This is a genomic window from Streptomyces sp. NPDC031111 (assembly GCF_055570675.1).
On record NZ_JBVIGS010000015.1, the window covers coordinates 63478 to 87372 of the forward strand.

Consider the following 23895-nt stretch of genomic DNA (forward strand, 5'->3'; position numbering starts at 1 on the left):
GGAACGTCACCCAGGTTGCTAGAACGTATTTTCGAATCAGGGTTTACGCTGGACCCATGAGCACGCACCACCCCCCGGCACTCCAGGGCTCCCTGTTCGACCAGGCCGACGAGCTGCGGCTCGGCCCGCTCGACGGTCTGCGCCGCACCGACCTGGGCCGGGGCGCCTGGATCGACGTCCTTCCGGGATGGCTCGGCGGGTCCGACGCGCTCTTCGAGCACCTGGCCGCCCATGTACCGTGGCGGGCCGAGCGGCGCCAGATGTACGACCAGGTGGTGGACGTGCCCCGGCTGCTGTCGTACTACCGCTCGGGCGACCCGCTGCCGCACCCGGTGCTGGCCGAGGCGCGCGAGGCGCTCAGCGCGCACTACGCCGACGAACTGGGCGAGCCGTTCGCCACGGCCGGGCTCTGCTACTACCGCGACGGCCGGGACAGCGTCGCCTGGCACGGCGACCGGATCGGCAGGGGCGCCCGCGAGGACACGATGGTCGCCATCCTCTCCGTGGGTGCCCCGCGCGATCTGCTGCTGCGGCCCGTGGGCGGCGGCGACACCGTGCGGCGGCCGCTCGGGCACGGCGACCTCATCGTCATGGGCGGCTCCTGCCAGCGCACCTGGGAGCACGCCGTCCCCAAGAGCACCCGGGCGGCCGGGCCGCGCATCAGCGTCCAGTTCCGCCCGCACGGCGTGAACTGACCCGCCGGAAGCCTGTCCTCCCCTCCCCCGCTCCCGCACACTGAACCGCACCCGGGCGGGGAGGGCCGATGAGCACGGAGACGGGGCGAGGGGCCGGGACCGGCCGACGCGGCGAACTCGACGTGCTGCGCGCCCTCGTCGTCCTCGGGCTGGTCTTCTTCCACACCGCCCTGGTGTTCTCCCCGGACGACGACTTCTACGTCAAGAACGCGGAGACGACGGACGCCGTGACCGTCGTCGCCGGATTCGGCGTGGTGTGGGCCATGCCGATGCTCTTCCTCGTCGCCGGCCTGGGCGCCCGGCACTCGATCCGCCGCCGGGGGCCCCGCGGGTTCGCCCGGGAGCGGCTGCTGCGCCTGGGCGTCCCGCTGGTCTTCGCGACGGTCGTGCTGTGCCCGCTCCCGCAGTGGCTGCGGCTGCGCGCCGCCGACCCCGGGTACGACGAGCCGTACCCGCGTTTCTGGGCGCGCTTCCTGAGTGTGCGCCCGGACCTCGCCGACTTCCCCTTCGTCCTGGAGGGCGAACACTTCGAGACCGGACACCTGTGGTTCGTCGTCCTGCTGCTCGCGTTCTGTCTGCTGCTCGCCCCGGTCGCCGCCCGGCTGTCGGCCGGGGCCGACCGCGCGGCCCCCGTGCTGCGGAGCCGGCCGGCGCTGCTCCTGCTGCCCGCGCTGCCGCTCGCCGCGGTGAACGCGCTGCTGGGCATGGAGGAGGACTTCGCGGGCTGGAACCGCTGGGCGTATCTGCTGTTCTTCGCCCACGGTTTCGCCCTCGCGGACGACGAACGGGTCCGGGAGGCGACGCGCCGCGCCGCGCTTCCCGTGGGCGTGCTGGGTGTGCTGCTGTTCGCCGGCACCGCGCCCGGTTTCGTCGCCGGGGACGACCCGTTCACCGCATGGACCCCGTTCGCGCTGGTCACCCGTGCGCTGTTCGGGGCGGCCGGCTGGTGCTGGGTGGTGGCGATCCTCGGCCTGCTGGACCGGCCGGGACGCGCGCGGCCGGGTCCCTCCCCGGGCGGCGGCACCGGCGTCCTGGCGTATCTGGCCGTCGCCGCCCTGCCGCTGTACGTGCTGCACCAGCCGGTCGTGGTCGCCTTCGCGTACGGAGTGGTCGGCTGGTCCGCGCCGATGGCCGTCGAGTACGCGGTGATCGTGGCCGCCTCCCTGGCGGTGATCGTGGTGCTGTACGAGTACGGGGTGCGCAGATGGGCGGTGCCCCGGTTCCTGTTCGGGATGCGCCCGGAGCCGCGCACCCCACCGCCCGCGCCCGCGCGGTGATCTGCTTTCCTACTCGCGTCGGACAGGAACCACTCGACTCGGGACGGTCATGCGAGCAACGGTGCGGCACGTCGCGGACGGCACCCATCTGGTGCACGGCACGAACACCAACTGGGTCATCCTGACGGAGGGCGACGCCGTCACGCTGATCGACACCGGCTACCCCGGCGACCGCGAGGGTCTGCTCGCCTCCCTGGCGGAGGTGGGGAGTTCACCGGAGGCGGTGACCGCCGTACTGATCACCCACGCCCACAGCGACCACCTGGGGTCCGCCGAGTACCTGAGCGCCACGTACGGCACTCCCGTGTACACCCACAAGGCCGAAGTCCCGCACGCCCGGCGGGACTTCCTGCACCAGGTGACCGTCGGGCAGGTGCTGCGCAACGGCTGGCGGCCGGGCGTGCTGCCCTGGGCCGCGCACGCCCTGCGCTCCGGCGGGACGGCGCACGTGGCGGTCACCGCGCCCGAGCCGTTCCCGGAGTCCGGTCCGGGTCCGCTCGATCTGCCCGGCCGGCCCGTGCCCGTGCACACGCCCGGCCACACCGCCGGGCACTGCGCGTTCCACTTCCCGGACACCGGGGTGGTGGTGTCGGGCGACGCCCTGGTGAGCGGCCACCCCACGTCGCGGGTCGAGGGACCCCAGATGCTGACGGACATGTTCCACCACGAGCGCGCCGCCGCCGTCGCCTCGCTGGAGGTCCTGGCCGGGCTGGACGGCGATCTGCTGCTGCCGGGGCACGGCCCGCTGCACGAGGGGTCCGTACGGGACGCCGCCCGGCTGGCGCGGGAGCGCGCCCAATAGGGTGAGACGACGACCGCCCACGAGACGAGGACATCCCCGCCATGGCACTGCAGATCAACGCCACCAACCCGGAGCATCCCGCGCTCCTGTTGGAACTGCCGTGGCACCTGCCGCTGGAGGAGTGGCCGGAGCGGTACCTGGTGCCGCTGCCGCGCGGCATCTCCCGGCACGTGGTGCGCTACGCGCGCGCCGGCGACGAGGTCATCGCGGTGAAGGAGCTCGCCCAGCGGCCGGCCCTGCGCGAGTACGAGCTGCTGCGCGACCTGGACCGGATCGGCATCCCGGCGGTGGACCCGCTGGCCGTGGTCACCGGCCGCACCGACCCGGCCGGCGAGCCGCTGGAGAGCGTCCTGATCACCCGGCACCTCGGCGGTTCCATGCCGTACCGGTCGATGTTCGAGACGACGCTGCGCCCGGCGACCATGCACCGCCTCATGGACGCGCTCGCCGTCCTGCTGGTGCGGCTGCACCTGGCCGGGTTCGCCTGGGGCGACTGCTCGCTGTCCAACACGCTGTTCCGACGGGACGCGGGCGCCTACGCCGCCTACCTGGTGGACGCCGAGACCGGGGACCTGCACCCGGAACTGAGCGTCGGGCAGCGCGAGTACGACCTCGATCTCGCGCGCGTCAACATCAGCGGCGAGCTGCTCGACCTGGAGGCCTCCGGGGCGCTGCACCCCTCCGTCGACCCGATCGAGTTCGGCACCGAGATCTGCGCCCGCTACCAGAGCCTGTGGCAGGAGCTGACCCGCACCTCCGTCTACCCGGCGGGCAAGTACCACTACATCGAGCGGCGCATCCGCCGGCTCAACGACCTCGGGTTCGACGTGGCCGAGATGCAGATCGAGCACGCCTCCAACGGCGACACGGTCACCTTCGTGCCCAAGGTCGTCGACGCCGGTCACCACCAGCGGCAGCTGCTGCGCCTGACCGGGCTGGACGCCGAGGAGAACCAGGCCAGGCGACTGCTGAACGACCTGGAGAGCTGGATGGCCACCCAGGACGACTACGCGCCGGGCGACCCCCTCGGCGCCCGCCCGGAGGTCCTCGCCCACCGCTGGGTGCGCGAGGTCTTCCGGCCCACGGTGCGGTCCGTGCCACCCGAGCTGCGCGGCCCGATGGACGCCGCGGAGATCTACCACGAGCTGCTGGAGCACCGCTGGTACCTGTCCGAGCGGGCACAGCACGACATCGGTCTCGACACGGCCGTCGAGGACTACATCAGGAACATCCTGCCGAAGGCGCGGGAGTCGCTCCAGCCGACGGCCGACTGACCCCGGCTCCCGTCGTCAGGCCGGCGGTACCACCGCCACCGGGCAGTCCGCGTGGTGCAGGACGCCGTAGGCCACCGAGCCGATCCGGGCGCCCACGGCCGTGCGGTGGGCGCGGCGGCCGACCACCATCAGCTGGGCGGTGCCCGCGACCGACAGCAGCACCTGCCCGGCGCTGCCCATCTCCACGTGCTCGATCACATGCACGTCCGGGTAGCGCTCCCGCCACGGCGCGAGGGCCGCCGCCAGCGCCTTCTGCTCGAAGGGCTCCAGACCGCCGGCCTCGTCGAGGAGCTGGAGCGAGGCCGGGCTGTAGGCGAACACCGGCGGCAGGGTCCAGGCCCGTACGGCACGCACCGTGGCCCCGCGCCGGGCCGCGGTCTCGAAGGCCAGGCCGAGCGCGGCGGCGCTGTCCTCCGGGTCGCCCTGCTGACCGACCACGATCTCGTGCCCGGCGACCTCGTTGGACGCCTGGTCCCCGGCCCGTACGAACACCACCGGCCGCTCGGCGTCGACGATCACCTGCTGGCCGACCGAGCCGACCAGGAAGCCCATGATGCGCCCGTGCCCGCGCGAGCCGAGCACCAGCAGCTCCGACTCCGCAGCGGCTGCGGTCAGCGTCCCGACGGCGTCCCCCTCCAGGACGTCCGTGGTCACGGCGAGACCGGGGTGCCGCTTACCGAGGGGGCGGACCGCCTCCTCGACCGACTCACGGACCCACCGCTCCTGGGTGGCCCTGTCCCCCGTGTCCACGGCGTCGTGCGCCTCGAACCGCCAGGCGTGCACCACCCTGAGCGGCAGTCCCCGGCGGACCGCCTCCCGAGCGGCCCAGCCCAGCGCGGCGAGGCTCTCCTCGGTTCCGTCGATCCCTGCCGTGATCGGGCGCGTCATGCGGTTCCTCCCGGTGGTCGTGTGCGCTTCGCGTACTCCAGTCTTCCCCACGCCGCCGTTCCGGCCGCATGCGGTCGCGTCGCGCGGGAGGCTCGCGCATACCTGAGCGCATCCGCGCCGTCGAACATACGATGGGCAGGTCCGGTGCGGTGGCCCCGGCCGGCCCAGGGACCACCGTGCCGTGGATCCGACCGCACGATGTGGGGGACGCATGGCACAGGCCGCCGAAGCGGCGCGAACCGTCATCATGACCGTGGACGACGACCCGGGCGTCTCCCGCGCCGTGGCCCGGGACCTCAGGCGGCGCTACGGCGCGTCGTACCGGATCGTGCGCGCGGAGTCCGGCGAGTCCGCGTTGGACGCGCTGCGCGAACTGAAGCTGCGCGGCGACCTGGTGGCGGTGATCCTCGCCGACTACCGGATGCCGCGGATGAACGGCATCGAGTTCCTGGAACAGGCCCTCGACATCCACCCGGGCGCGCGGCGGGTGCTGCTGACCGCGTACGCGGACACCGGTGCGGCGATCGACGCGATCAACGTCGTCGACCTCGACCACTACCTCCTCAAACCGTGGGATCCGCCGGAGGAGAAGCTCTACCCGGTCCTGGACGACCTCCTCGAGGCCTGGCGGTGCAGCGACTACCGACCGGTGCCCAGCACCAAGGTGGTCGGGCACCGCTGGTCGGCGCGTTCCTCGGACGTACGGGAGTTCCTGGCCCGCAACCAGGTGCCCTACCGCTGGTACTCCTCCGACGAGCCGGAGGGCCGGCGGCTGCTGTCCGCCGCGGGACAGGACGGGATGCGGCTGCCGGTGGTGATCACCCCCGACGGGACGCCCCTGGTGGAGCCGGAGGCCGTGGACCTCGCCGCCCGGGTGGGCCTGGCGACGACCCCGGAGGCCGACTTCTACGACCTGGTGGTGATCGGCGGCGGCCCCGCCGGGCTCGGCGCGGCGGTCTACGGTGCCTCGGAAGGGCTGCGGACCGTGCTGGTGGAGCGGTCGGCGACGGGCGGGCAGGCCGGCCAGTCCTCCCGGATCGAGAACTACCTGGGCTTCCCCGACGGGGTGTCGGGGGCGCAGCTCACCGACCGGGCGCGGCGGCAGGCGGGACGGTTCGGCGCCGAGATCCTCACCGCGCGCGAGGTGACGGGTCTCGAGGTCAACGGCGCCGCCCGGGTCGTACGGTTCTCCGACGGGTCCGCGGTCGCCGCGCACAGCGTGATCCTGGCGACGGGCGTGTCGTACCGGCAGCTGGCGGCGCCGGGCTGCGACGAACTCAACGGCCGCGGTGTCTTCTACGGGTCCGCGCTGACCGAGGCCGCCGCCTGCCAGGGCCACGACGTGTACATCGTCGGCGGCGCCAACTCGGCCGGACAGGCGGCGATGTATCTGGCCCGGGGCGCCAAGTCGGTGACGCTGCTGGTGCGCGGGCCGGATCTGTCCGCGTCGATGTCGTACTACCTGATCCAGCAGATCAACGAGGCGCCGAACATCTCGGTGCGGTGCGGCACGGTCGTCGAGAGCGTGGACGGCGACGGCCATCTGGAGCGGCTGACCCTGCGCGACGCGGAGAGCGGGCACACCGAGGCGGTCGACGCGCAGTGGCTGTTCGTGTTCATCGGCGCCGCCCCGCTGACCGACTGGCTGGACGGCACGGTGGAGCGGGACGAGCGCGGGTTCATCCTCGCCGGGCCCGACCTCACCGCCGACGGGCGGCCGCCGGCGGACTGGCCGCTGGACCGGCCGCCGTACCACCTGGAGACCAATGTGCCCGGGGTGTTCGTCGCGGGCGACGCCCGCGCGGAGTCCGCCAAGCGGGTCGCGTCCGCCGTCGGAGAGGGAGCCATGGCCGTGATGCTCGTCCACCGGTATCTGGAGCAGTCGTGAGCGGGCGGCCGATGCCGTGCGACCCGCAGGAGATCGGCGCCCTGTTCCTGTTCGAGAAGCTCACCGCCGAGCAGCTCGGGCGGCTCTGCGGCGAGGGGCGGGTGGAGCGGTTCGAGCCCGGTCCCGTCTACGCCGAGGGCGAGCCCGCCACCTGCTTCTACGTGATGCTCGACGGCACCGTGGTGCTGTCCCGCCGGGTCGGCGGCGACGACGTGGAGGTCAGTCGCACATCGCAGCGCGGGGTGTACGCGGGGGCCATGCAGGCGTATCTCGGGGACCGGGTGCGGCAGGTCTACAACAACTCGATGCGCGTCACCGAGCCGACGCGCTTCTTCGTGCTGCCCGCGGACACGTTCGCGAGCGTCATGCGGGAGTGGTTCCCGATGGCGGTCCATCTCCTGGAGGGACTGTTCTTCGGTTCGAAGAGCACCCAGCGGGCCATCGGCCAGCGGGAGCGGCTGCTGGCGCTCGGCTCGCTGTCGGCCGGGCTGACGCACGAGCTGAACAACCCCGCGGCGGCGGCCGTACGGGCGACCGCGACGCTGCGCGAACGCGTCGGCAAGATGCGGCACAAGCTGCGCGTCATCTCCGCGGGCACCTACGACCGGGAGACCCTGGCGAATCTGATCGACATCCAGGAGCGGACCGCCGAACGGGTCGCCAAGGCACCCGTGCTCAGTCCGCTGGAGGCGTCGGACCGCGAGGACGAGCTCTCCGACTGGCTGGACGACCACGGCATCCCCGACGGCTGGCGGATCGCCCCGACGTTCGTCCAGGCCGGGCTGGACGTGGACTGGCTGGACCAGGTCGCCGCCGCCGTGGACGAGGCGACGCTGCCGAGCGCGGTGGGCTGGCTGAGCTACACGGTCGAGACGGAACTGCTGATGGACGAGATCGAGGACTCCACCAGCCGTGTCTCGCACCTCGTCGACGCCGCCAAGCAGTACTCGCAGCTGGACCGCGCCCCCTTCCAGGTCGCCGACGTGCATGAACTCCTCGACAGCACGCTGCTGATGCTGTCGGGGAAGATCGGGCAGCGGATCAAGGTCGTCAAGGACTACGACCGGGCGCTGCCGCGGATCCCGGCCTATCCGGCGGAGCTCAACCAGGTGTGGACCAACCTGATCGACAACGCGGTCTCCGCCATGAACGGCACGGACGGCGAGGGCACGCTGACCGTGCGCACCGCGCGGGAGAACGACCGGCTGCTGGTCGAGTTCGGCGACACCGGGACCGGGATCCCGGCGGAGATCCGCGACCGGGTCTTCGACCCGTTCTTCACCACCAAGCCGGTGGGCGAGGGCACCGGGCTGGGCCTGGACATCTCCTGGCGGATCGTGGTCAACAAGCACCACGGCAGCCTCCGGTTCGAGTCCGAGCCGGGCGACACCCGCTTCCAGGTGCTGCTCCCGCTCACCGCCGCACCGACCGACGACACCCCCGAGGAGCCCGTATGACCAGCGAGCACGCCATCGACCCCAGCGTCCCGCCGACCGGCGCGGGCTGCGTCGACTGCGACGCCGTGGGCGGCTGGTGGTTCCATCTGCGGCGCTGCGCGCAGTGCGGCCACGTCGGCTGCTGCGACAGCTCCCCCGGACAGCACGCCACGGCGCACTTCAAGGCCAGCGGGCACCCGGTGGTCCGCAGCTACGAACCGGGCGAGGACTGGTTCTGGAACTACGCCACGAACGAGCTGTACGAGTCCGGCCCCGACCTGGCCCCGCCCGCGAGCCACCCGGCCGACCAGCCGTCACCGGGACCGGCGGGCCGGGTCCCGCCGAACTGGGCGGAGACGCTGCGCCGCTAGGGGGTGTCCGCAAAGTCGCGACGTCCGCCCGAAGGGCGGGCCTCGCGGCGTCCGGTGCGTGCTCCGGTGCGGCGGTGGGGGCGCCTCCCGCTCATGGGGGTCCTCCCGTTCGAGCGCAGCCGAGAGTGAGGGAGCGTGCCAGGCGTCGCGGGGCAGGCGCGACTTCGCGGACACCCCCTGGACCGCGGCCGGGAACCCGGGGCCGTCGCTCGTCGTTGTCCGGACACCCCCACCGGTCCGTGGTCGACGACAACAGGGCGGCGTGATGCAGGAGTTGGTTCCCGGCGGCAATCTGGCCCTGCCGGGCGGTGCGGTGACCGTGCGGGTGTCCGGCCCCTTCGACGTGTCCGCGCTGATCACGGACGACGGCGGAAAGGTGCGGGACGACGGCGACTTCGTCTTCTACAACCAGCCGTCCGCACCCGGGGCCCGGCTCGGCGGGGACACGCTCACCGTCGATCCGGCGGCGCTGCGCGCCGGCGCCACCCGGGTCACGGTGGCCGTCAGCCCCACCGACCCCGGCACCCCGATGAGCGGCCTGCCCGCCCCCGTGCTCCAGGTCGCCGGCGCGGGCGGACGGCCGCTCGCCCGGTTCTCCCCACCCGGGGCCCGGCAGGAGGCCGTCCTGCTCCTCGCGGAGATCTACCGGCGCGGCCAGGGCTGGAAGCTGCGCGCCCTGGGCCAGGGGTACGCCGACGGACTGGCCGGTCTCGCCCGGGACTTCGGTGTGGAAGTGGAGGACGAGGAGGCGGTCTCCGGGCGGGCGGCACCCACCGCTCCCCCGAGGACGGCGCCCGCCGTGCCGGCCGCCGGGGACGGCTTTCTCGGTCTGGTGAACTCCGCCCGCGCCGCGGCGGGTTCGCCTCCGGTCGCCCACGACGCGCGGCTGGCCGACGCGGCCCTGGAGCACGCCGGACTGATGGCGCGCGCCGGACGGCTGGGCGTGGAGGGCGTGGACGGCGTCTCCGTCCACCAGCGGGTCGTCGCCGCCGGATACCCCTATCTCACCGTCGGCGAGCATCTGGTCTCCGGCCCCCTCACCACCGCCGGTTTCGTGGAGTACTGCCTGCGCCACGACGCGGGGCGCCGCACCGTCTGCGACCCGGTGTTCACCCACGCCGCCGTGGGCTCCGCCGACGGCGGCGGGTCCGGCGACGTCTACTGGACGGCGCTGTGGGCCAGTCCGCTCACCCCGGCCGGCCTGGACCGCACGGCGGGCGAGGTCATCGACCTCACCAACCGGGAACGCGCCCGCGCCGGGCTGCCACCGCTCTCCCGCGATCCCGCGCTGACCACGGCCGCCCAGGCGCACAGCGCCGACATGGTGGCCCGCGACTTCTACTCCCACACCGCGCCCGACGGCGGCAAACCCTGGGACCGGGCCGCCGCGGCGGGCTCGGCACGGCGCACGATCGGGGAGAACATCGCCTGCGGCCAGCGCTCGGCCGCCGAGGTCGTGGAGGGGTGGATGAACAGCCCGGGTCACCGCGCCAACATCCTCAAGGCCGACTTCACCCACATCGGCGTCGGCTTCGCCGGCGGGGGCCGGGCGGGTACGTACTGGACCCAGCTCTTCGGCGCCTGAGGGCACTCGAACGGTGTCGTCCCCGAGGGGTCCTGGCGGAGGGAGAGCGTCCGGGCGAGGATGCCTCCATGAAGGGTGACCTGTTTTCCAGTCAGCACTTGGTGCAGCCGGCCACGGCTCCGGGCATGACCGTCGAGAACGCCAAATGCATCCGCTACACGGTCGACGGCGAGATGCACGCCCGGCAGGGCGCCATGGTCGCCTACCGCGGCAGCCTCCAGTTCGAGCGCAAGGGCCAGGGCGTGGGCGGCATGCTCAAGCGCGCGGTCACCGGGGAGGGGCTGCCGCTGATGGCGGTGCGCGGGCAGGGCGAGGCCTGGTTCGCGCACGAGGCGCAGAACTGCTTCGTCGTCGACATCGACCCCGGCGACGAGTTCACCGTCAACGGCCGCAACGTCCTGTGCTTCGACGCCTCGCTGTCGTACCGCATCGCGACCGTGAAGGGCGCCGGCATCACCGGCGGCGGCCTGTTCAACAGCGTCTTCAGCGGGCAGGGCCGGCTGGGGCTGGTCTGCGACGGAAACCCCCTGGTGATCCCGGTGTCGCCGCAGTACCCGGTCCATGTCGACACGGACGCGATCGTCGGCTGGACGGCGGGCCTCGCCACCTCGCTGCACCGGTCGCAGTCGCTCGGTTCGATGCTGCGCGGCGGCTCCGGGGAGGCGGTGCAGCTGGTGCTGCAAGGGGAGGGCCATGTCGTGGTCCGGCCGAGCGAGGCGACACCCCACAAGGCCCAGCAGCACTGAACGATGTTGACCTTGGCCGCCGCGCGGGTCAGGGTGGGTCACGGCGCGGATCACGCCCCCGCGCCGGAGAGGGTGACAGTCGTGATCGGGATCGCCGACATCGAGACCGCGGCCGAGCGCATCGCCGGACACGTGGTGCGGACCCCGACCGTGCCGAGCCCCGGGCTGTCGGCACTGCTCGGGGTCCCGGTCACCACCAAGCTGGAGCTGCTCCAGCGCACCGGGTCGTTCAAGGTGCGCGGGGCGGCGGCGAAGCTGCTGTCGCTGAGCGAGGCCGAGCGGGCCGCCGGGGCCGTGGCGGTGAGCGGCGGCAACCACGGGATCGCCCTCGCGGTCATGGCGGCGGCCCTGGATGTGAAGGCCACGGTGGTGATGCCGCGTTCGGCGCCCGTTCGGGCCGTGGAGATCGCGGAGTCCGCGGGCGCCTCGGTGCGGCTGACCGACGACATGGACGGCGCGTTCGCGCTGATGACCCGGTTGCAGCAGGAGGGGCTGACCCTGGTCCACCCCTTCGACGACCCGGTGGTGATCGCCGGACAGGGCACCGTGGGGCTGGAGTTCGCCACGGACGCCGGTGACCTCACCGACGTCCTGGTGAGCATCGGGGGCGGCGGACTGATCGCCGGTGTCGCGGCGGCGCTGCGCGCGCTCAGGCCCGGGGTGCGGATCTGGGGCGTGGAGACCGAGGGCGCGCAGGCGATGTCCGAGGCGCTGGCGGCGGGCGGCCCGGTGCCGGTGGAGCTGACGTCGATCGTGTCCACGCTCAGCGCCCCGGCCGTGTCCCACCTGACGTACGAGCATGTGTCGGAGCTGGTCACGGAGGTGCTGGTGGTGCCGGACCGGGAGGCGGTGCGCGGCTCGCTGGACCTCGCGGACCACGCCAAGGTGTGGGCCGAGCCGGCCGCCGGCTGTCTGCTGCCCGCCGCGCGGCGGGTGCTGGAACGGGTCGGTGAGGGAGCGCGGCTCGGGCTGGTGGTGTGCGGGGGGAACGCCACCACCGGGGACATGATCGCCTGGACCGAGCACTTCGAACTGCGCTGAGCGCCCGGCCCGCGCGAACGGCCGGGAATCACCGGCCGTCCCGTTGAACGGACCCCACCCCCTCCCCCGTACCTCTGGGCACAGCGGGTACCAGGGGTTCGACGAGGGATGACCATGGGCAGGGCGCACGTCTCCACAGACCGGCCGGTCGCCGGGCGGTACCGGCTGGTGGAGGTCACGCATCGCGAGACCAACCGCGTCCGCTGGTACGCCGACGATCTGCGGACGGGCCGCCCCTGCCTGGTCAGCCGGATCCGCCTCCCCCAGGACGCCGACGCCGCCCGTCGTGCCCCGTCCCGGGTCCTGCGGGCGACCGAGAACATGGACAGGCTGTGCCCGGGCCGGATCGCCACCGTCGTCGACGCCCTCGACGAGTCCGGGTACCTGTGGACCGTGACGGCCTGGATCGACGGCACCCCGCTCGACGAAGTCCTCGCCCAGCAGGGGACGTTCAACTACGTGCGGGCCGCGCGGATCGCGCTGGAGCTGCTCGACGTGCTGGACGCGGCCCACGCGGAGGGCATCACGCACGGCGAGCTGAGTCCGGGCCAGGTGTACCTGCGCGAGGGCGGCCCTGCCGTCGTCACCGGGTACGGGCTGGCGGGCACCACGCCGGCACCCCGGCTCACGGCACCGTCGTACGCCTCCCCGGAGCAGGCCCGCGACGAGCGGATCGGTCCCGCCGCGGATCTGTGGGCGCTGGGCGCGATCCTCTACACCATGCTGGAGGGACGTGCTCCGTTCCGGGACCGCGGCAGACCCGAGGCCACGCTGAGGGGCGTGGACCGGCTGCCGGTGCGCACACCGGTGCGGGCGGGGCCGCTCGCCCGGGTCGTGCAGGGGCTGCTGCGCAAGGACCCGCGGGAGCGGCTGACCCGCCAGGTGGTCCGCGAGGCGCTCACCCGTGTGCTCCGCGAGGACCCGGGTGCCGCCCCGGCGGTGGTGCCGCGTCCGCGGCTGCGCGACGCCTACAGCGGCACGGTGCGGTACGCGGGCCGGGAGTGGAGCGGACGGACGACCCTCCTCGGCAGCGCGCTGGCCTTCGTCACGGTGGCGGTCGCCGTGCTCGCCGCGACACGGGGACTGCCGGGCGTCGGCGGCGACTCCGCCGCCGACGCGCCGCCGGCCTCGGCGTCCGTACCGGCCGGCGCACCGGCCGAGCCCGACGGCCGGGACCCGGTCCCGCCGTCCGCCGCGGCGACGCCCACTCCCTCGCCGTCCCCGTCGGGCACGCCGGGGCTCCCGCCCGGCTACCGCACCCTGCGCGCTCCCGAGGGGTTCTCCGTCGCGCTGCCCGAGGGCTGGGAGCGGCTGGACACCTCGCGCGTCTCCGGCCTGGCCTACCGCGTCACCTTCGGCGCCGAGGGGGATCCGCGCACGCTCGCCGTCACCTACAGCGAGCGGGTCGGGCCGGACGCCGTGGCCGTGTGGCGGGACGACGTGGAGCCGGGACTGGAGCGGTCCGGCGGCTACGAGCGGATCGGCGGGATCCGCGCGACCACGTACCGGGGCCGCGAGGCCGCCGACATGGAGTGGTACGCCGCGGCCGACGGCACCCGGGTGCGCACCTTCGGCCGCGGCTTCCTGCTGGGCGGCGGGCGGGGCTTCTCGCTGCGCTGGACCACGCCCGCCGCCGACTGGGAGGAACCCGCGAGCCGGGAGGCGCTGCGGACCTTCCTGCGGACGTTCCGGCCGGGCTCAGACTGAGCCGCGCGGGGCGCACATCCCGCCGAGGGGCCGCGCGTTCAGCGGGCGGGTGTCCCAGCGGGCCGTGAAGGTGCCGTCGGCGAGGGAGCAGGTGACCCGCAGCCGGTGGGGTGTCTCCAGGAACACCACGTCCACGGCGAGGGTGTCCCCGTCGGTCCAGCCACCGCTCACGGCGGTCGGAAGGGGCTGCTCCGCGACGGTCCACCCCTTCGCGCCGAGCCCGAGGTCGAGCCGCCGTCCGGCGTCCGTGAGGCTCAGCGTCCAGCCGCCGTCGGCGTCCGCGGTGACCTCGGCGGCGGTCAGCCTCGGCTGGTCGTCGCAGATCCCGCCGGACGGGGTGAACGCGGCGCCGGACCAGTCCCGCGCCCGCTCCGGCGGTACGGGGCCGCCCTCGGCCGCCGGCAGGGCGAGCCGTTCGAGGCGGTCCCCGAGGGCGGCGTCCGCGGCCTCCCGGCCGGTCAGCGGCCCGGGGTGGAAGGCGGGCAGGAGGTGCTTCCAGACCAGGTCCAGGTACTCCTGCATCCGCTCGGTGGCCCCCGTCGCGGCGATCACCGCGTCGTGCTCCGGCAGCACGAGGCAGTACTGCCCGTACGCCCCGTCGCCCCTGAACCCGTGCCGGGACGTCCAGAACTGGTAGCCGTAGCCGCGGTCCCAGTCCTGCCGGTCCCGCTCCCCCATCGCCCCGGCGGTCGGTATGCGCGGGTGCGAGGCGCGGGCGGCCCATCCCTCGGGCAGCAGCCGCTCGCCCTGCCACACCCCGTCGTTCAGGTACAGCAGGCCGAGCCGGGCGACGGCGTCGGTGGCGGCGTGCAGTCCGCTGAAGCCGAGCTCGCGGCCGGCGCGGTCCCGGTGCCACAGCGTCTCGCCGATGCCGAGCGGGTCGAACAGCCGGGGCCGCAGCCAGTCGACGAGCGACTGCCCGGTGACCCGCTGCACGATCGCGCCGAGGGTGTACGTGCACGGCTGGTTGTACGCGAAGACGGTGCCCGGGTCGCGCTGCGGCGGCTGGAGCAGGAAGCCGCGCACGGGTTCGGCGGGGTCGGTGCCGTACGCCGCGTCGACCGTCTCGCTCTCGTGGCCGCTGGCCATGGACGCCACGTGGCGGACCAGCATCGCCCGGCTGCGCGGATCGGTGATGTCGGCCTCGAACTCGGGGAAGTACGACAGCACCGGGGCGTCGAAGTCGATCAGCCCCTCGGCCTCGGCGAGGGCGGCGGCGGTCGCCGTGAAGCTCTTGCTGAGCGAGTACAGAAGGTGCGGGCGCTCGGCGGTGTACGGCGCCCACCAGCCGGAGGCCACGAGACGGCCGTGGCGCAGGATCATCAGGCTGTGCGGCTCGATGTCCGGGGCGGCTTCGAGGGCGTCGAGGAAGGCGTCGACTCCGGAGGCGTCGACGCCCTGGGCGGCGGGGGTGGCGGTGGGCAACGGCTGTGGGGTCATGGGGGCCATCCTGCCCGGGCCACCGGCGGGTGATCCATCGTTTTCCCGGCCCCCGGCGGGGGGACCCGGGCGTCATGGTGCGAATCGGATACACGATGATGACCGAGCAGGCCGGGCCCCGTGAGCTGGTCGACCATGTGGTGCGGGCCGAGGAGGCGGGCTTCGACTTCTCGGTGACCTCCGACCACTACTTCCCCTGGCTGGAGTCGCAGGGGCACTCGCCGTACGCGTGGAGCGTGCTCGGTGCCGCCGCGCAGGCCACGTCGCGCATTCCGCTGATGACGTACGTGACGTGCCCGACGTTCCGTTACCACCCGGCGGTGGTGGCGCAGAAGGCGGCGACGGTGCAGTTGCTGTCCGAGGGCCGGTTCCGGCTGGGGCTCGGCTCCGGCGAGAACCTCAACGAGCACGTGGTGGGCGGCGGCTGGCCGTCGGTGGACGTGCGGCACGAGATGCTGGAGGAGGCGGTGGAGGTCATCCGCGCGCTGTTCGGGGGCGGCCATGTGAACCACCGGGGCACCCACTTCGACGTGGAGTCGGCCCGGCTGTGGGACGTGCCGGACGAGCCGCCGCCGATCGGTGTCGCGGTCTCCGGGCCGCGGTCCTGCGCCCTCGCGGGCCGGCTCGCCGACCTGGTGATCGCCACGGAGCCGAAGCCGGAGCTGCTCGACGCCTTCGACCGGCACGGCGGGCAGGGCAAGCCCCGGGTGGGGCAGCTGCCCGTGTGCTACGACCCCGACCGGGACGCGGCCGTCGAGCGCGCCCACTCCCAGTTCCGCTGGTTCGGCAACGGCTGGAAGGTCAACTCGGAGCTGCCGCACCCGGATTCCTTCGCGTCGGCGACCCAGTTCGTGCGGCCCGACGACGTCGCCGGTTCGATTCCGTGCGGCAGCGATCCGGCGGACTTCGTCGAGGCCGTCCGCCCCTACGCGGAGGCGGGCTTCACCGAGATCGCCCTGGTGCAGGTCGGCGGGGAGTCGCAGCCGCCGTTCCTGGACTGGTCGGAGAAGACGCTGCTGCCGGCGCTGCGGGACGCCTTCGGCTGACGCCGGCACCGCCGCGTGGGCCGGTGATTCACCCGTAGGGCTGAGCATCTCGCGGGGATGCGGGGTACTAGAGGGCTCTACGTCGGTACGTCCCGGAGGCTCCTGGTGAACTCGTTCGTGCACAAGACTCTGGTGGTGGAGCTCCAGGCGGGCGTCACGGATCGCTTTCCCGTGCTCGCCCACCTGAGCTACGACCCGTCCGACCCGTTCGCCGTCACCGTCGTCTTCAGCCACGACGGCCGGGTCCTCGCCCGCTGGCAGCTGGACCGGGAGATGGTCACCGAGGGCCTCACCCGCCCGGTGGGCATCGGGGACGTGCGGCTGCGGCCCGAGTCCCGGGGTGTGGGGCGGGAGCTGCGGATGGAGTTCCTCGGTGAGGCGCACGCCGACGGCGGCCGGCACCACGCGGTGGTGTTCGCCTGGGCCGAGACGGTCGGCGAGTTCCTGCGGGAGACCCGGCGGGCCGTCCCGCCGGGTCGCGAGGACGTCCGCGTGGACGACTTCCTCGCGGACGTCCTCGCCGGGAACTGAACCCGTCACCCCTACCGCGAGGTGTGACGGTGCCGGGTCCACAGCGGCAGCCCGAACCAGCACAGCAGGTACCAGAACACCACGCCGGCCACCAGGTAGGGGACGAAGCCGTCGTGGGTGGCCACGCGCAGGATGAGCAGCAGCGAGGCACTGGTGGTGGCGAGCAGCAGCAGGAGCCCGAGCAGGGTGAGCCGGGAGGCCCACTGCACGGCCTGCGGTTTGATGCGCCGTCCGGAGACGAGCCGGTGCAGGGACACCGGGCCGATGAGCGCGCCGGTCGCGCAGGCGCCCAGCACCACCGTCACGATGTAGATCGTCTGGTCGGTGTCGGAGAGTGTGGCGTACGTCGGGGTGAACACGACCGTCAGCAGGAAGCCGAAGAGGATCTGCACCCCCATCTGGGCGACACGGACCTCCTGGATGAGCTCCGTCCACATCCGGTCCGCTCTCTCCTCCTCGGTCTCGTTCCGCCCCCTGCGCCTGCTCGCGCCCTGCTCCGTGTCGGGCACCGTGCCTCCTCGGGTGTGCGACATCGTTCCGTCTCCTCACCCGGGTGCCCCGTTCGGCGCCGTCCTCTCCGGCCCGTCGCCGGTTTGCGGGGACGGGGCACGGTTACACGGACGGCGACGCAGGCAAGGCCGAGGAGGTCGTGGGACGCATGTCCGATACGGAACTCACCGTGACGATCGGCGGCGGGGGCGTCGACGACGCCCGCGCGGTCGTACGGGTCCTGGAGGGCACGTTCGGGGCGCCCGACCGCCATCCGTCCGACGCGGACGCGACGGTCCGGACGGCGACGTTCACCGGGGAGGGGCGGGATGCGGCGGGGCGGACGGACGCCGGGCCGCTGTCGGCGCCGGTGACCGTCACCGTGCAGGGCACCCCGCGGGCGGTGCGGCGGGCGAGCGACACGCTGACGCGGTCGTTCACGGCGCGCGACGAGGGCGCCGCCTCCGGCGACCAGGAGCAGGAACGGCAGCTGCTCCTGGAGCCGTGACGTCCGTCTCCGCTACCAGCGGGCTTCCACCTGGTCCTTGATCCGCCGGTCGTAGAGGTCCCGGATCGCCGTGAGCGTGTCGTCGGACAGCTCCGGGAGCCGGGCGGCGGCCGCGTTGGCGCGAGCCTGCTCGGGCGAGCGGGCGCCGGGGATGACGGTGGTGACGCCGGGCTGCTGGACGATCCAGCGCAGGGCCAGCTGGGCCGGCGTGTATCCCTCGGGGGCGAGCGCCGCGAACTCCGCGGCGGCCTCGACACCGGTGGTGTAGTCGACACCGGAGAAGGTCTCGCCCTGGTCGAAGGCCTCGCCGTGCCGGTTGAAGGTGCGGTGGTCGTTCTCGGCGAAGACGGTGTCCTTCGTGTACTTCCCCGACAGCAGTCCGGAGGCGAGCGGGACGCGGGCGATGATGCCGACGCCCGCCTCGCGGGCGGCCGGGAGCACCTCGAGCAGCGGCTTCATGCGGAACGGGTTGAGGATGATCTGCACGCTCGCCACGTTCGGCCGGGCGATCGCGGTGAGCGCCTCGGCGCACGTCTCCACGCTGACGCCGTAGGCGGCCACGCGCTCCTCCGCCACCAGGGTGTCGAGGGCGTCGAACACCTCGTCGGTGGAGTAGACGGGGGTGGGCGGGCAGTGCAGCTGCACCAGGTCGACGCGGTCGACGCCCAGGTTGCGCCGGGAGCGGTCGTTCCAGGCGCGGAAGTTGTCCAGCACGTAGTTCTCGGGGATCTGGTCGACGCGGCGGCCCATCTTGGTGGCGACCAGTACGTGCAGATCGGGCCGCCCGGCGAGGAAGGACGCGATGGTCTGCTCGCTGCGTCCGTCGCCGTAGACGTCGGCGGTGTCGAAGAAGGTGACGCCCGACTCGGCGGCGGCCTCCAGGACCGCCAGGGCGTCCTTGTCGTCGACGTCGCCCCAGTCCGCCCCGAGTTGCCATGTGCCCAGACCGATGACGGAGGCGTGCTGCTGCGACCTGTCGAATGTGCGCTCGTCCATGGAGGTCAGTGTGTCATCCGCCCGGGCCGGGCGGCGTCCGGGACGGACGTCGGGTCAGGCGCTCCGGGCGGTCCGGCATTCGGGGTGGCCCCAGCCCTTGTCGTTCTTCGCGATGGACTCGCCGGCCGCGTAGGGGCGTCCGCAGGGGCAGCGGCCGGGGAACTTCGCCTTGATGGTGCGAGTGGAGGAGCCGTCGCGCTGCCGGGGCGTCCGGGTTCCGCCGGTCCCGCGCTTCGCCGGGCGGGCCGCGGGGCGGTCCGGGGCGGGCGGCGGCTCGGGCGAGCCCAGTGCGCTGCCGGCGTTCTCCTGGACGGTGGCCGCCTGGCTCGCCGCCCGGTCGGCGAAGTCGTTGAGCCGGTCGCCGTCGACCTGGTGGGCGGGGACGTAGCGGAACTCCACCGAGCGGTCCCGCAGGAGTTCGTCGATACGGACGACGAGTTCCTGGTTGGCGACCGGCTTGCCGGCCGCGGTGCGCCAGCCGTTGCGTTTCCAGCCGGGGAGCCAGGTGGTGACCGCCTTCATGGCGTACTGCGAGTCCATCCGGACCTCGAGCGGCACGGCGGGGTCGGTCGCCGCCAGCAGCCGCTCCAGCGCGGTGAGTTCGGCGACGTTGTTGGTGGCCGTGCCGAGCGCCCCCGCCTCCCAGCGGACCGGCGTCTCGGACTCGTCGGCGACCACCCAGGCCCAGCCGGCGGGCCCCGGGTTTCCCTTCGAAGCCCCGTCGCACGCGGCCACAACACGTTCACGCATGCGCCCGATCATGCCATGACCGGTCCGGTGGGCCCGCCCCCGCTCAGTCGACGTCGGTCGTCCTCGGCATCTCGCCCGAGGTGCTGGTGATGTCGATCACCGAGAAGTTCGCGCCCTGCGGGTCGCTGATCGCCGCGAACCGGCCGAAGGGCGTGTCCATCGGCCCGAACCGCAGGACCCCGCCCCGATCGGTGGCACGGGTCACCGCCTCGTCGCAGTCCGCGACGGTAAAGTACACGTTGATGTACGGGGGCATCTCGGGCGGGAAGTCGTCCGTCATCCGCATCCGGCCGAGGACGCTGCGCTCCCCCAGGTCGTAGATGCGGAAGTCCATCTCGTCCTCGAGCTGCTTGGAGCGGTAGGAGAAGACGGCGGGGAAGAACGCGTCGGACTTCTCCGGCTCGCGGGTGAAGACCTCCGCCCAGCAGTAGGCGCCGGGCTCCGCCATCGCCCCGAAGCCCTCGTGGGTGCCGGCCTGCCACAGGCCGAAGACGACGCCGCCGGGGTCGCGCGCCAGGCACATCGTGCCGAAGTCGCCGACCCGCATGGGCTCCATCAGCAGCTCGCCGCCGTTGTCCCGGATCCGGGCGGCGGTCGCCGCGGCGTCGGTGGCCGCGAAGTACAGGCACCACTGCGAGGTGCCCTCCTGGCCCGGCATCGGCGGTACGACGGCCGCGACGGCCTTGCCGTCGACGTAGGCCTCGGTGTAGTCGCCGAACTCGGTCGACGCCTCGGCGAAGGTCCAGCCGAGGACGTCCCCGTAGAAGCTCTTGGCTCCCTCGACGTCGGCGAACATGGCGTCGGCCCAGCAAGGGGCCCCTTCGGGCTGTACGGCCATGACTGCGACCTCTCCGGGCGGGTGGTCGTTCCGGTCCTCACGCTAGCCACCACCGCTCCGGTCCGCGCGCCGAGCGGCCGTACGCCCCGAAGCGCGACGCCTCACTCCCCCGCGTACGCCTTCTCCAGCGCGGCGATGTCGAGCTTGCTCATCGACAGCATGGCCTTCATGGCGCGGTCGGCCTTCTGCTGGTCCGGGTCGCTGATCAGTTCGGTCAGCCGCACCGGAGTGACCTGCCAGGAGACGCCGAAGCGGTCCTTGAGCCAGCCGCAGGGGCCGTGTTCGCCGCCGCCCTCGACGAGCTTCCCCCAGTAGTGGTCGACCTCGTCCTGGTCGGCGCAGTCGACCTGGAAGGAGATCGCCTCGCTGAACTTGAACTCGGGCCCGCCGTTCAGCGCGACGAACTTCTGGCCGTTGGCCGTGAACTCGACGGTGAGGACGGAGCCCGTGGTGCCGTACGCGGACTCGGTGTTGCGGAGGATCCGGCCGATGCCGGAGTCCTTGAAGAGGGAGACGTAGAAGTTCGCGGCCTCCTCGGCCTGGCCGTCGAACCAGAGACACGTGGTGAATCCGTCGGTGGTCATGAGTACCTCCCGGGCGTGGATCGTGGTCTCAGTGTGGACCGGTCCCTGCCGGAAAACTCATCGGCGGACCGGCGGGGCGCTCTGCCCGTGGCAGATCTGCCACGGGCAGAGATCTCCCCGCCCGCCCCGCCGGCCGGTCGATGGTGGAGGGACGCGGTCACTCCGGCCGCGTTCCGACGAGCGACCACCAGGAGCGCCGATGTCTCCACTCACCGCCGGCCCGCGGCCGGACCTGTCGCCCCGGGCCGAGGAGGGCGACACCCCGCCGAACCGGTTCGACGACCATCTCGCGGCCCAGTTGCTCGCGCAGCGGATCGTGCTGCTCGGCACACAGGTCGACGAGGTGTCCGCGAACCGGGTGTGCGCGCAGCTGCTGATCCTCTCCGCCGAGGACCCGCGCACCGACATCAGCCTGTACATCAACAGCCCCGGCGGCTCGGTCCACGCCGGACTGGCCATCTACGACACGATGCGGCTGATCCCCAACGACGTCTCCACGCTGGCCATGGGCTTCGCGGCCAGCATGGGCCAGTTCCTGCTCTGCGTCGGCACACCGGGCAAGCGCTACGCCCTGCCGAACGCGCGCGTGATGATGCACCAGCCGTCGGGCGGCATCGGGGGCACCACCGCCGACATCGAGATCCAGGCGGAGAACCTGGAGTTCACCAAGCGGACCATCGAGCGGATCACCGCCGAGCACACCGGGCAGAGCCCGGAGACCATCTCCCGGGACGGCGACCGGGACCGCTGGTTCACGGCCGAGCAGGCCAGGGAGTACGGAATGGTCGACCGGGTGGTGGAGTCGCTGGACGACGTCCGCCCGGCCGCGACCCGGCGCAGGATGGGGCTTCAGTGATGGGGACGTACACGATTCCGAACGTCGTCGAGCGCACCCCGCAGGGCGAGCGGTCCTACGACGTGTTCAGCCGGCTGCTGTCCGAACGGATCATCTTCCTCGGAACGGAGATCGACGACGGGGTCGCCAACGTGGTCATCGCGCAGCTCCTCCATCTGGAGTCGGCGGCCCCGGAGAACGAGATCGCGATCTACATCAACTCGCCCGGCGGCTCGTTCACCTCGCTCATGGCGATCTACGACACCATGACGTTCGTCCAGGCGCCGATCTCGACCTTCTGCGTCGGTCAGGCGGCGTCCACGGCGGCCGTGCTGCTGGCGGGCGGGGATCCGGGGCGGCGGTTCGTGCTGGAGCACGCGCGGGTGCTGCTGGGGCAGCCGGCCTCGGGCGGGGCGCGCGGTACCGCGTCGGACCTGTCGCTCCAGGCCAAGGAGATGGTGCGGATCCGCTCCCAGGTGGAGGAGGTGCTGTCCCGGCACACGCACCACGACCCGGCGACGCTGCGGGCCGACATGGACCGCGACAAGGTGTTCACCGCCGAGGAGGCCGTGTCGTACGGGCTGGCCGACGAGGTGCTGGCCCGGCGCCTGGTGGGGGTGTGAGGCGCCGGGGCACATGAGGGGCGTCAGGCGGCCAGGCACAGCCCGTTGTGGGCGGAGCCGGACATTCCGTGGCCGGCTCCGGCCCGTCGGGCCGTGACGCGGACCAGCTCTCCGTGGGCCCGGGTCAGCAGGTCGCCGAGACCGAGACCGAGCGCCTGGGCGGCGGCCGCGAGGACCTCCGAGGAGGCCTCCTTGCGGCCCCGCTCCACCTCCGAGAGATACGGCATGGAGATCCTGGCCGCGTCGGCGACGTCCTTCAGGGTCCGTTCCTGGGCGAGCCGTTCCCTGCGCAGCACGTCGCCGACGAGGTCGCGCCACAGGGGTTCTCTGGGCTCGGGTTCCGGGGCGGCGGGGGACCGGCCGGGTCGCAGGGGAATCACGCGGGCTCGGTTCGGCGCTTCACTGGTCACCTCCCCAGCCTAGGAATTCCGTTCCCGGGGGGAAGGGAGCGGCGTTCCGCCCTGAGTGAAGGCGCTCCGGGCCTCGGCCCGGCTGCCGCCCGGCCGCTTCCCCGTAGAATCGGACGTACGGGCGACAACCGGTGCACACCGTTTTCCCGGGTCCCGCGGAATTCGGTGGCATGGGTTGGCCGCGACTGGGTACTCGCAGGGCTCGGGCACATGTCCGGAAGCCGTGACGTTCGTGGGGAGAGGTAATGAGGACCGCCGTGATCCGGTCGGGGGCCCAGGTGGCCGAGCAGCACACCGAGGCCGGGACGGGTGACGGAAGCCCGCGGGAAGTGGCGGATCCGCGCGCCGTCGCGCCGCGCGACGCCAGGGAGCTGTCCCGGCAGTTCTTCCGTCGCATGGCGGAGCTGGAGGAGGGCACGCACGAGTACCAATACGCGCGCAACACCCTCATCGAGATGAACATGTCCCTAGTACGGTTCGCGGCGGGGCGCTTCCGCGGTCGCGGCGACGACATGGACGACGTCGTGCAGACCGGCATGATCGGTCTGATCAAGGCCATCGACCGGTTCGAGCTGTCCCGCGAGGTCGAGTTCACCTCCTTCGCGCTGCCGTACATCGTCGGTGAGATCAAGCGTTTCTTCCGGGACACCACGTGGGCCGTGCATGTGCCGCGCCGGCTCCAGGAGCTGCGTGTCGAGCTGGCCAAGGCCCGCGAGGAGCTCGCCAGCCGGCTGGACCGGGAGCCCACGGTCGCCGAGCTGGCCACGCTGATGAACATCACCGAACAGCAGGTCGTCGAGGGGCAGATCGCCGCGAACGGGTACAACTCGTCGTCGCTGGACGCCGCCCTCACCGGTGACGGGCCGGAGAACGGGGAGTCCGTCCTCGCCGACTTCATCGGCGTCGAGGAGGAGGGGCTGCGGCTCGTCGAGGACTTCCACTCCCTGGCCCCGCTCATGGCGGAGCTCAGCGAACGCGACCGGGAGATCATCCACATGCGGTTCGTGGAGGAGGCCACCCAGGCGGAGATCGGCGAACGCCTCGGCTGCTCGCAGATGCATGTGTCCCGGCTGATCAAGCGGATCATCACGCGTCTGCGCGAGGGGATGCTGGGCGAGCTCGGCTGCGCCTGACC

General features: G+C 73.0%; 25 protein-coding genes. 17 read left to right on the forward strand and 8 right to left on the reverse strand.

Annotation, left to right across the window (positions count from 1 at the left end; translation table 11 throughout):
* The first annotated feature begins 56 nt into the window (after window positions 1-56).
* The 4 genes from ACZ470_RS27825 to ACZ470_RS27840 all read left to right on the forward strand — a co-directional run bounded on the left by ACZ470_RS27825 (window position 57) and on the right by ACZ470_RS27840 (window position 4048).
* On the forward strand, window positions 57-695 hold the full coding sequence (locus tag ACZ470_RS27825) for an alpha-ketoglutarate-dependent dioxygenase AlkB (RefSeq protein WP_468431546.1): 639 nt from the start codon (window positions 57-59) through the stop codon (window positions 693-695).
* Between the two features lie 68 nt (window positions 696-763).
* The gene (locus tag ACZ470_RS27830) at window positions 764-1972 is read left to right on the forward strand and encodes an acyltransferase family protein (RefSeq protein WP_468431547.1); all 1209 of its coding nucleotides are present in this window, start codon (window positions 764-766) and stop codon (window positions 1970-1972) included.
* A 49-nt stretch (window positions 1973-2021) separates the two neighbouring features.
* Window positions 2022-2774 carry an MBL fold metallo-hydrolase gene (locus ACZ470_RS27835; RefSeq protein ID WP_468431549.1) on the forward strand — a complete coding sequence of 251 codons (753 nt, stop codon included), beginning with the start codon at window positions 2022-2024 and terminating at the stop codon, window positions 2772-2774.
* A gap of 41 nt (window positions 2775-2815) precedes the next feature.
* Window positions 2816-4048, forward strand: coding sequence for a DUF4032 domain-containing protein (locus ACZ470_RS27840; protein ID WP_468431551.1), 1233 nt, complete (start codon window positions 2816-2818; stop codon window positions 4046-4048).
* 15 nt (window positions 4049-4063) lie between these two features.
* Here ACZ470_RS27840 and ACZ470_RS27845 read toward each other — a convergent pair whose 3' ends face one another.
* The gene (locus ACZ470_RS27845; protein ID WP_468431553.1) at window positions 4064-4936 is read right to left on the reverse strand and encodes a universal stress protein; all 873 of its coding nucleotides are present in this window, start codon (window positions 4934-4936) and stop codon (window positions 4064-4066) included.
* A 211-nt stretch (window positions 4937-5147) separates the two neighbouring features.
* Between ACZ470_RS27845 and ACZ470_RS27850 the strand changes: the two genes are divergently transcribed.
* From ACZ470_RS27850 to ACZ470_RS27880, 7 genes are all read left to right on the forward strand, one after another.
* Entirely contained in the window at window positions 5148-6824 is a 1677-nt protein-coding gene (locus ACZ470_RS27850) for an NAD(P)/FAD-dependent oxidoreductase (protein ID WP_468431554.1), read from the forward strand.
* Window positions 6821-8281 carry an ATP-binding protein gene (locus tag ACZ470_RS27855; RefSeq protein ID WP_468431555.1) on the forward strand — a complete coding sequence of 487 codons (1461 nt, stop codon included), beginning with the start codon at window positions 6821-6823 and terminating at the stop codon, window positions 8279-8281. Before ACZ470_RS27850 ends, ACZ470_RS27855 begins: the two co-directional genes overlap by 4 nt.
* A complete protein-coding gene (locus ACZ470_RS27860) occupies window positions 8278-8631 on the forward strand; it encodes a UBP-type zinc finger domain-containing protein (RefSeq protein WP_468431557.1) in 354 nt (117 codons plus the stop codon). Before ACZ470_RS27855 ends, ACZ470_RS27860 begins: the two co-directional genes overlap by 4 nt.
* 265 nt (window positions 8632-8896) lie before the next feature.
* A complete protein-coding gene (locus ACZ470_RS27865; RefSeq protein ID WP_468431559.1) occupies window positions 8897-10216 on the forward strand; it encodes a CAP domain-containing protein in 1320 nt (439 codons plus the stop codon).
* Between the two features lie 68 nt (window positions 10217-10284).
* Window positions 10285-10962: an AIM24 family protein gene (locus tag ACZ470_RS27870; protein ID WP_468431561.1), complete on the forward strand. Its 678-nt coding sequence runs from the start codon at window positions 10285-10287 to the stop codon at window positions 10960-10962.
* Between the two features lie 81 nt (window positions 10963-11043).
* Window positions 11044-12003, forward strand: coding sequence for a threonine/serine dehydratase (locus tag ACZ470_RS27875; RefSeq protein WP_468431563.1), 960 nt, complete (start codon window positions 11044-11046; stop codon window positions 12001-12003).
* Window positions 12004-12117: 114 nt separating this feature from the next.
* Window positions 12118-13710, forward strand: coding sequence for a serine/threonine-protein kinase (locus ACZ470_RS27880; protein ID WP_468431786.1), 1593 nt, complete (start codon window positions 12118-12120; stop codon window positions 13708-13710).
* Here ACZ470_RS27880 and ACZ470_RS27885 read toward each other — a convergent pair.
* Window positions 13702-15150, reverse strand: a complete 1449-nt coding sequence (locus ACZ470_RS27885; protein WP_468431564.1) for a serine hydrolase domain-containing protein — start codon at window positions 15148-15150, stop codon at window positions 13702-13704. The two genes, ACZ470_RS27880 and ACZ470_RS27885, sit on opposite strands and share 9 nt — an antisense overlap.
* Before the next feature lie 74 nt (window positions 15151-15224).
* Between ACZ470_RS27885 and ACZ470_RS27890 the strand changes: the two genes are divergently transcribed.
* Window positions 15225-16196: an LLM class F420-dependent oxidoreductase gene (locus tag ACZ470_RS27890; RefSeq protein ID WP_468431565.1), complete on the forward strand. Its 972-nt coding sequence runs from the start codon at window positions 15225-15227 to the stop codon at window positions 16194-16196.
* Window positions 16197-16301: 105 nt separating this feature from the next.
* Window positions 16302-16727 carry an SsgA family sporulation/cell division regulator gene (locus ACZ470_RS27895; RefSeq protein ID WP_468431566.1) on the forward strand — a complete coding sequence of 142 codons (426 nt, stop codon included), beginning with the start codon at window positions 16302-16304 and terminating at the stop codon, window positions 16725-16727.
* A gap of 11 nt (window positions 16728-16738) precedes the next feature.
* On the opposite strand, the gene ACZ470_RS27900 is transcribed toward ACZ470_RS27895, so the two are convergent.
* Entirely contained in the window at window positions 16739-17260 is a 522-nt protein-coding gene (locus ACZ470_RS27900) for a DUF6328 family protein (RefSeq protein WP_468431568.1), read from the reverse strand.
* A gap of 125 nt (window positions 17261-17385) precedes the next feature.
* Between ACZ470_RS27900 and ACZ470_RS27905 the strand changes: the two genes are divergently transcribed.
* The gene (locus tag ACZ470_RS27905) at window positions 17386-17724 is read left to right on the forward strand and encodes a hypothetical protein (protein ID WP_468431570.1); all 339 of its coding nucleotides are present in this window, start codon (window positions 17386-17388) and stop codon (window positions 17722-17724) included.
* Window positions 17725-17736: 12 nt separating this feature from the next.
* On the opposite strand, the gene ACZ470_RS27910 is transcribed toward ACZ470_RS27905, so the two are convergent.
* The 4 genes from ACZ470_RS27910 to ACZ470_RS27925 form a co-directional block, all read right to left on the reverse strand.
* Window positions 17737-18720: an aldo/keto reductase gene (locus tag ACZ470_RS27910; protein ID WP_468431571.1), complete on the reverse strand. Its 984-nt coding sequence runs from the start codon at window positions 18718-18720 to the stop codon at window positions 17737-17739.
* Between the two features lie 54 nt (window positions 18721-18774).
* Window positions 18775-19470: a ribonuclease H family protein gene (locus ACZ470_RS27915; RefSeq protein WP_468431573.1), complete on the reverse strand. Its 696-nt coding sequence runs from the start codon at window positions 19468-19470 to the stop codon at window positions 18775-18777.
* 43 nt (window positions 19471-19513) lie between these two features.
* The gene (locus ACZ470_RS27920; RefSeq protein ID WP_468431575.1) at window positions 19514-20308 is read right to left on the reverse strand and encodes a VOC family protein; all 795 of its coding nucleotides are present in this window, start codon (window positions 20306-20308) and stop codon (window positions 19514-19516) included.
* Window positions 20309-20409: 101 nt separating this feature from the next.
* On the reverse strand, window positions 20410-20892 hold the full coding sequence (locus ACZ470_RS27925) for a VOC family protein (RefSeq protein WP_468431577.1): 483 nt from the start codon (window positions 20890-20892) through the stop codon (window positions 20410-20412).
* Between the two features lie 199 nt (window positions 20893-21091).
* On the opposite strand from ACZ470_RS27925, the gene ACZ470_RS27930 reads away from it, so the two are divergent.
* Both ACZ470_RS27930 and ACZ470_RS27935 read left to right on the forward strand, forming a co-directional pair.
* On the forward strand, window positions 21092-21748 hold the full coding sequence (locus tag ACZ470_RS27930; protein WP_468431579.1) for an ATP-dependent Clp protease proteolytic subunit: 657 nt from the start codon (window positions 21092-21094) through the stop codon (window positions 21746-21748).
* Window positions 21748-22350 (forward strand): ClpP family protease, encoded by a 603-nt coding sequence (locus ACZ470_RS27935; protein ID WP_468431581.1) that lies wholly within the window; start codon window positions 21748-21750, stop codon window positions 22348-22350. The genes ACZ470_RS27930 and ACZ470_RS27935 overlap by 1 nt, the downstream gene beginning before the upstream one ends.
* A 23-nt stretch (window positions 22351-22373) precedes the next feature.
* Here ACZ470_RS27935 and ACZ470_RS27940 read toward each other — a convergent pair whose 3' ends face one another.
* Entirely contained in the window at window positions 22374-22760 is a 387-nt protein-coding gene (locus ACZ470_RS27940) for a helix-turn-helix domain-containing protein (protein ID WP_468431582.1), read from the reverse strand.
* Between the two features lie 245 nt (window positions 22761-23005).
* On the opposite strand from ACZ470_RS27940, the gene ACZ470_RS27945 reads away from it, so the two are divergent.
* On the forward strand, window positions 23006-23893 hold the full coding sequence (locus tag ACZ470_RS27945) for an RNA polymerase sigma factor SigF (RefSeq protein WP_468431584.1): 888 nt from the start codon (window positions 23006-23008) through the stop codon (window positions 23891-23893).
* The last annotated feature ends 2 nt before the right edge of the window (window positions 23894-23895 follow it).